The organism is Bifidobacterium sp. M0404 (genome assembly GCF_016101415.1).
Classification (GTDB): domain Bacteria; phylum Actinomycetota; class Actinomycetes; order Actinomycetales; family Bifidobacteriaceae; genus Bombiscardovia; species Bombiscardovia polysaccharolytica.
The window spans coordinates 1-8,236 of record NZ_JACFQP010000010.1 but is presented as its reverse complement, the minus strand read 5'-3'; the positions used below and the strand labels follow the sequence as shown (position 1 = coordinate 8,236).

The following is an 8,236-nucleotide window of genomic DNA, read 5'->3' as shown; positions in this document are numbered from 1 at the left end:
TGAAGAAGGCCGAAACAGCCCACATCAATAATTGACGGGCCAGCTTCCATAAGGAGGAAACCAACCCACGAAAAACCCCGACACCCCTCACAACGCTCCCACGTACCCGACAACAGCCGGGCGGGCATCGGACTGGCAATCAAAAAGCTATAAGTAGCACAAACACGCTCTTGAGTTCTCAAACCACCACCACACCAACAAGCGTTCAGCTTTCTCTCGGAAGAAGAACCGCCGTGTTGAGCAGCAAGAGATAAACTTACCACGAGCCGGGCAAAACGCAACCCGGCCCCTCCGAAAAGACCCTCAAAACAAGCTATAACAAGCCCTCAGACGGCGTGTCGTTGCATGTCCCTTTTTAACTTTAGACGTCGCGAAGATTGGACTTCATCACACCGCCACGGCTTCATGCACACATTTTATTCACAAAGTGACGATCGGGTCTCAGCGCCATTGGCGTGTCGGCTTAGTCCCTTCATAGTCCTTTTGAACTCTGCTCATAGTCGGCTGTATCCAATGCGGAGTTCACCTTCCGTTCTCGACCGCCAGTCATCCACAGCCTACGAATATGAATGTTGATATAGATGTATGTTCGCGCACTATGTTGGTCTGCGAGTCATGGATTCTGTTGACGGATGGTAAGACGGTTGTATGAGCACAACAATTGCAGTACTGACCGGTGCGGGAATCTCGACTTCCGCCGGCATACCGGATTTTCGCGGGCCTGACGGGGTTTGGACCAAGCATCCCGATCAGATGAACGTTTATGACTTGGACCTGTTCATGAGTGACCGGAAGCAGCGGGAGTATTCATGGCGGTGGCAGAAGGAGTCACCAGTCTGGAAGGCCCAGCCCGGAGTAGCGCACAAGGCACTGGCCAGGCTGGAGCAGGCAGGCATGCTGAACCTGCTGGCTACGCAGAACTTCGATGCCCTCCACAAGAAAGCCGGCAACTCCGAGGATGTCATCGTCAACCTTCACGGGACCATCGGCAGCTCCCATTGCATGAAGTGCGGTCAGGCATATCGGACGGCCGACATCATGGCCAAGCTTGATCAGGAACCCGATCCGCACTGCCACAAGCCCATGCCCTACCAAGGCAACATGCCATGCAATGGCATCATCAAGACTGATGTGGTCTACTTCGGTCAAGCCCTGCCCGAAGGAGGCATGGAGAAGAGCATGAGGCTGGCCACTCAGGCCGATCAGTTCTGGGTGATTGGGTCCACCTTGGAAGTGTATCCAGCTGCTTCGCTGGTGCCGGTGGCAGCCCAGGCGGGCGTGCCAATCACCATCATGAACATGGGCTCGACCCAATACGATTCCCTGGCAACCCGACTCATCCACGAACCTATCGAAGAGGCACTGCCCAAACTCGTCGACAAAACCATCGCCGGACAAGGATGATTCCCCAATCGCTCCGCGCAATTACTGGAACAGATCTGCGATCTGCAGGTTTCTGATGGGCCCTGCAAGAACCTGCAGGGCCCACTATGGCAATCTTTGAGCCGTCTTCCGTCTCACTACAGACAGACTCCACTTGTACCGGTCCCCTGTCAGCGTCGTTTTGGAACCCCGGCACCCCTATCACGCGGATACTCTGCATCAGGAAGCGAACATCTGCCCCAGAAGAAGGACAGCGAATCGACTCCGGAAGCCAAAGTCTTCCCGCCCGAGCAAAGTATGATGCCCTGGACATGCCCTAATCAGCGCCGGCAGAGTCGATTCTTTGCTCCAAAACACCCATGGCCACGCCACAATGATCAATGGGTACCCCGCTGGCTTCCAGCCATACATCCCAGCGGAGCCTTTTCATCCCCGATAGCATACTTTTAGTAGAGCCTAAGCCTGAAATGCCTTGTCCCAACAGAGCTCCGACGCTTCCAATATCGAATCTAAATCTCTGATAGTCACCAAGTAGATTAAACGTGTAATAGCCGAGCTCAAACTCGCCTGAAAGACATGATCACGAGTCCAAATTCATCGGGGAAAGCACCGGCGCCTCTCGCCAGCGGAAAAACGACCGTTTTTGGAACAAATGGTGATTCCTGGAGAATTTGATTCTTTTTGTTGAATTGAGTGTTTCAAAACTCGTCTAAAAATCAATGTACAATTTGATGGACGGAAGGACGGGTTTTGAAACACTCATGGAGTCGCGATGCGCTTCGGCAATATGGTCTGAAAAAACTGGTACGCAAATGTGTACAGGTCTGGCTGTCTTTGTATATAGCGCTTGTAGCTGTGTCGATAGTGCCTGGTGTAGTCGGGGGAAAGATTCAGCCGCTGAATGGGATAGCGATGTGGCTGATGTTGGCCGGCTTGCTTGCCGTCCTTTGGATTCTTTTTTATCGACGACCTGAAGAAGATCCTTTAGGGAACAGTCGGGATGTGTTGATGGTTGTTTGTGGCGGACACCTGCTTTATCTGTCCGCGTTAATGGTTTTGATGACACGGGCGGTGGCGTTGTCGGCTGATGTGTCTTGGTTGATAATAGCTATGTCTCTGGTAGAAGATGTGGCTCTTGGATACTATTCCTGGGATTGGTGCAGGGGAGCCCTGAATCTCAGATGGTTCTTGCGAACATGGCCGTATATGCTCCTCGGGGGCATTATGGCATATTGGCTGTGGCGCAATGATTCGAGGATATCCGATTTCCCTCAGAGCAGGAATGTGTTGTGGTGGATCGTATGTGGCGTTTTCTCACTGGTTATTTTTACCTATGGCAAGCAGATATTTGACGAGCGTATCTGTCCCAAGGAGGGACCGTATACGGGTAAGGATTCGGCGTATCCATATGGGGGAGGGGCTTGCGCATGCTGATTGGGTATGCCAGGGTCAGCACCCTGGACCAGAACGAGGACCTGCAGGTCGATGCTTTGAAGGCTGACGGGTGTGATCGATGCTATGTTGATCACGCTTCAGGAGCCAAGGCCAGCCGTCCTGAACTCGACCGTATGTTTGATGTTTTGCGAGAGGGTGACGTGCTGGTGGTATGGAAACTCGACCGACTGGGGCGCAGCGTCCAGAACCTGGTCGATATCATGAACCGTCTGCAGGATATGGGTGTTGGCTTCAAATCTCTGACCGAGCAGATGGACACAACCACTCCTGGTGGCGTCCTGGTGTTCAACGTGTTCGCCGCCATGGCCCAGTTTGAGCGTGACCTAATCCGTGAGCGAACCACCGCCGGTCTGAAGGCTGCCCGGTCACGGGGAAGGGTTGGTGGGCGGCGTCCCAAGCTGAGCAAGAGCGATAAGTCCATGGTTCGGCAGCTCTACGAGTCCAGGAGCGTTACAGTCCAGGAGATTGCGCAGCGCTTTAATGTCTCCCGAGGAACGATATACAAGACGATTAAATCTGATGGCACTGAACAACTTAACGGATATGATTCATTAAATGATAACGAGTGAAAAGAATATCATCTGTGAGAAGTGAAATATTTGGACGTTGGTGTGCTTCAGGGGGTAATTCTGGTCTATAGAACTGATAAAACCAATTGCAGCAGATGTGTTTAAGGCAGATTGAAACCTTTCACTTGGTGGTGTGCTGTTCCTGTGAAGCAATCAGTTGCTTGTAGTAGTCGCATCTACCCAGCAACTCTTCATGGTTGCCTTCATCCAGGACCCTACCGTTCTTGATAACGACAATCCAATCGGCTTCAAGAATAAGTGAGAGGCGATGGGCTGAATATAGAACTGTTGTGTTTCCGAATCTCTGTCGAATAAGTTTGGCAATAGTCTCCTCAGCCAGACCGTCTAAGTTGGATGTCGGCTCATCCATGAGTAAAAGCTTGGGCATTCTAATCAAGGCACGGGCCAGGGCAATTCTTTGCTTTTGACCGCCCGACAAGGCTAAACCAGACTGGCCCACTTCCCTATCCAGGAGCTGTGCATCTGATACGCCGTCGAGTTCGAGGCCGACACGTTTAAGCACCTGAGATATTTCATCATCTGTTGCCGTGTTGTTCCCAAGTAGTATGTTGTCTCTGATGGTTCCCGTCAGGATACAGGGGTCTTGTTCCACATACGCGATGTCTTTTCTCAACTTCTCCATGTGAAGGCCAGCGAGATCGGAACCATCGACGGTTACTTGCCCATTGGTGGGCTGGAAGAACCGTTCGACTAAGCTCAAGCATGTTGTTTTTCCGCCGCCTGATTCTCCAACCAGTGCCGTTATTTTCCCTGGAGGAGCGGTAAAACTAACATTGGTTAGCGAATTCTCTGTTTGGTCGATATACCTATGGTTGATTTCCTTGAAAGTCACTTTTGGAGCCTTTGTTAGGCTAAGCACCGTTCCTGCTGAATCGTCTTGCTGTTCTTTCACCGTAAAGAATTCATCCACTCGTTGGCTTCCGACTATGGCTTGTTGCATCTGCCCTATAGCAGACACTATTGAATTGATCGCTGTTGAGAAGTAGGAAAAGTACATCAAGAACATGACTAGCGATGTGAATTCCATCTGTCCACACGCAACTTGATATGCTCCGTATAGGATGGCGACTATGTTTCCCAGCTTTGACAAAATCTGGTTGACAGGCGCAAAACTGCTGTATAACCAAACAAGTTTCCTCCCGGAGGCAAAAGCCTGCCCTGTTATGGCATATATCTTGTTTTTTCCGGGTCGATAGAGTTATAGGCTTCAAGTGTTCTCATGGAAGCGGCGGCTTCCTGCACAGTCGAGGTCATGTCCATTGTTGCATTCTGCAGATTGTTCTGCAGTTTTTTTACCGGCTTAGTTGCAATAAGCATAAGTGATATTGAAAAACCTGCAGGAATGAGAACTATCACAAAGAAAATGGGGTCAAGCCACACAAGGCACACCCCTGAACCTACAATCAGGATTATTCCTTGCACCAGTGAGAGGAATTGCGATGGAACCGACTTTATCAAAGCGGCATCATTGGAAACTCTTTGCGAATACCAGGCCGGAGGTTTCTGTTCCCTATCAAGCAAACTCATCCGGAAAAACTTGTCGACCATGCTGTTGCGAATGGAATATAATGATTTCTCCCCTATTGTGCCTAGTATGGCTTGCTGGATTGCTGTCAATACAGCGCCAAGAATGAACAGTATTCCCAATTGCACCGCGATTAATACGATTGCTTTGTGTTGTTGCACGCCGTCTATGAGGGCTCCGCTGAGCTGTGGTTGCAGCAGGACGACCGCTTGTGCGAGGATTCCCAGCAGAAGGCTTGCCGTGTATGCAAGAATGTGCCCCGGCATGTATTTCCTGACGACGTGGATAAAGTTCATGGTTGGCCTGGCCTCTAGTGTTTTGTGGGTTGGTTCTTGTGGGTGAGGCGTGTGCAGAGGATGGTGGTGGCTATGGCGACGGCCAGGAGCAGGAGGGACATGGGTAGGAAGATGTCTGCGATGATGGGTGTGTGTTGTATGCCGACCCCGTCCCGGACGAAGCTTATCGCCACGGATGCCTCGGTGATGGCCACGGCGACGAGGGAGAGGATGATGCCGGCGGTGACGTCGAGTGTGGTCTCGATGGCCGCTGACCAGGCGAGGGCGCCGCGGGTGACGCCCATCTGGTTGAGGCGCCGGTTCTGCATGCGTCGTTCGCTGATTCCTATGGCTATAGATTGGACGAGGAATATCAGGGCCAGGATGGTGCCGCCGGCTATCATGAGCGGTGTTCCCTGCTGCTCCTTGATGCTGGTCTTGATGTAGTCGTCGATGAAGTCCTGCCTGTTCAAGGCGGTGATCTTGTGGGTGGTGTCCCTTATCTGTTGGGCTATGTCGTCGGCCTGGGTGTGGTCGCGGGCGGTGATGAAGGCGTACAGTCGGCCGTTCTCGCCCTCCCTGGGCAGGCCATCCTCGGTCGTGAGCATGTCCATGTTCACGTGGGGGGTGGTCTTGGGCGGCTCGATGACGGCCACGACCTGGACCTGGTGTCTTTTGTCGTGGCGGTCGATGAGGGTGATCGTGTCGCCCGGCTTGCGCTGGTTGTCGTATGCTCTGCTTATGGCCACCTTGCCGGCGCCCAGGTCGGCCAGGCTGCCCTGGAGCACCTTGGGGGCGGTGTCCTTGTGGCTGGGGTCGGCCAGGTCACGGGCCTGGGCCCAGGTGACCTGGGGGAAGGTGTCCATCTGGATGTTTCCGTGCTTGTCGGTCAGGACCCATTGCTGGGTCTGGTAGATGTCGGCTGTGCCGACCTCCCGTCCGAGCCCCTGCAGCGTGCGCGAGATCCTGCCGGCCTGGGACAGGTCGTCCGAGGAGGCCACCACGTCGGCCTTCATGGGCTCGATGCTGAGCACCACCGAGCTCATGCGGCCCGCCTGCATGATGAGGATGAAGGAGACCAGAATGGTCAGCGCCATCATGGCCGGCAACGCTATGGCCGTGGCGCCTGCCCTGCCCCTGCGGACCCGTTGCCGGGCCAGCAGGCCCGGTCCGGCCGCGGTTTTTTCGGCCAGCAGGCCCAGCAGGGATGCTACCGGGGGGACCAGCAGGGGGGCGGCCACGTACACGGTGATTATCAGTAGGACGATCAAGCCCAGCAGCCGGTCGTAGAACTCCGAGCGGTCGACCGGCATGAAGGCGACCGTGATAGAGGCTAGGAACAGGGCCAGGGAGCATACGATCCGCAACCGGCTGGCCTTTTTGTCCTTGACGGCCGGTTGTGTCATCAGCTTCAGGGGGGTCTCGGCCCCGAACCTGCGCGTGGCCAGCCACACGCCCAGCAGGCAGACCGCCATCATCAGGGCGAAGGCCACGGCCGCCACCCACAGGCGGGCCCTGGGGTGGAAGAGCAGGTCGATGTCCGTGGTGCCCATGGCCCTTATGAAGGCCATGCCCACAGGAACGGTCAGCAGGGATCCGGCCAGGCATCCCGCGGCGTCGGCCAGGGCCAGGGGCAGGGAGAACTCTCGCAGGGCCATGGCCACGACCTGTTTGCCCGAGGCGCCGTTGAGCCGCATCAGGCCGTATTCCCGGCGCCTTTCCTGGACCAGGAAGGACACCGATGACAGGACCAGGAACACCGTCACCAGCAGGCAGAACACCAGCGCGATCAGCGACACAGTGTTCAATGCCAGGTCGTAGTAGGCCTTGGTCAGAATGCGGTGGTAGGCGTTCAGGCCCTCCAGGCCGTGCAGGCCGTCGTAGGCCAGGCCCGCCTGACGTGCCTGCAGGGTCGCGCAGGACAGGGTCGTGGCGGCGAACACGGCCAGGCACATGATCCAGTAGGAGGAGCGGTGGGCCCTGACCAGGGAGAAGGACAGGCTGGCCCTTGTTGGCCGCCTGCGCCAGGGTCGGCTCGCCTGCTGGGCCGGGGAGGCCATGCCCGCGCTCACCGGTCGGCCCCGCTCAACGTGGTCTCGGCCAGGTGCATGGCCAGCTGCTCGGCCGTGCAGCCCGACCACACCGAGTGGATGCGGCCGTCGACCAGGAACACGGTGCTGCCAGCACGGGCCGCCACATCCGGGTCGTGGGTCACCATCAGCACCGTGGACCCCCGCGCCGCCACCTGGCCGAAGGCGTCCAGCACCAGCTGGGAGCCGGCGGTGTCCAGGGCGCCCGTCGGCTCGTCGGCAAAGACGACCGAGGGCCTCGAGGCCAAAGCCCTGGCCACCGCCACACGCTGCCGCTGCCCGCCCGACATGTCCGAGGGATAGACGTCGGCGAAACCATCCAGACCCACCGCCTGCAGGGCCCGCACGGCGTCGTCGACCTCGATGCGCGGCCCGCCGAAGAGGAAGGACAGCATCACGTTCTGCAGGCATGTGAACGCTTCGACGAGGTTGTAGTCCTGAAACACGAACCCGATCAGGTCACGCCTGACACGTGTCAGGTCGGCCTCTCCCATCCGGGCCAGGTCATGCTGCCCGATGTGCACCAAGCCCTGGTCGACCGGCAGCAGGCCCGAGGCGCAATTCAGCAGGGTCGACTTGCCCGCGCCCGAGGGCCCCATGATCGCCGTCCACGACCCAGGCGGGCATTGCAGGGACACGTCGGTGATGCCGGCCCCGCCCGAACCGTAATGATAGGAGACACCCTCAAGGGACAGAAACTCACCAGCCATACCCAACCCCAATCCACAGCCCGACGAAACCCCGAGCACCATACGAATCCACAACGCGAAAAGCTACAGCGAACTTTACACTGAGACGCAATACAAGTATTGCTTGCGTGACGGTTAAAAGTCGGCCTATAGGAACTAAACGCGTTGTTTTAGGTTCTGTGTGTGGGTTTGGTTGTGTGTTGGTCAGAGTGTGGTGTTGGGGTATCTG

General features: G+C 56.1%; 6 protein-coding genes. 2 read left to right on the top strand and 4 right to left on the bottom strand.

What is annotated here, in order from left to right:
- Positions 1 to 648 precede the first annotated feature (648 nt).
- The gene (locus H3T93_RS08995) at positions 649 to 1,404 is read left to right on the top strand and encodes a Sir2 family NAD-dependent protein deacetylase (protein ID WP_144178666.1); all 756 of its coding nucleotides are present in this window, start codon (positions 649 to 651) and stop codon (positions 1,402 to 1,404) included.
- A gap of 1,406 nt (positions 1,405 to 2,810) precedes the next feature.
- Entirely contained in the window at positions 2,811 to 3,407 is a 597-nt protein-coding gene (locus H3T93_RS08990) for a recombinase family protein (RefSeq protein WP_015021179.1), read from the top strand.
- 121 nt (positions 3,408 to 3,528) lie between these two features.
- On the opposite strand, the gene H3T93_RS08985 is transcribed toward H3T93_RS08990, so the two are convergent.
- The 4 genes from H3T93_RS08985 to H3T93_RS08970 form a co-directional block, all read right to left on the bottom strand.
- Positions 3,529 to 4,455, bottom strand: coding sequence for an ABC transporter ATP-binding protein (locus tag H3T93_RS08985; protein WP_082097671.1), 927 nt, complete (start codon positions 4,453 to 4,455; stop codon positions 3,529 to 3,531).
- A 134-nt stretch (positions 4,456 to 4,589) separates the two neighbouring features.
- Positions 4,590 to 5,219 (bottom strand): ABC transporter transmembrane domain-containing protein, encoded by a 630-nt coding sequence (locus H3T93_RS08980; RefSeq protein WP_176694612.1) that lies wholly within the window; start codon positions 5,217 to 5,219, stop codon positions 4,590 to 4,592.
- 44 nt (positions 5,220 to 5,263) lie between these two features.
- Entirely contained in the window at positions 5,264 to 7,300 is a 2,037-nt protein-coding gene (locus tag H3T93_RS08975) for an ABC transporter permease (protein WP_144178668.1), read from the bottom strand.
- Positions 7,297 to 8,028, bottom strand: coding sequence for an ABC transporter ATP-binding protein (locus tag H3T93_RS08970; protein WP_029676375.1), 732 nt, complete (start codon positions 8,026 to 8,028; stop codon positions 7,297 to 7,299). The genes H3T93_RS08975 and H3T93_RS08970 overlap by 4 nt, the downstream gene beginning before the upstream one ends.
- Between the last annotated feature and the right edge of the window lie 208 nt (positions 8,029 to 8,236).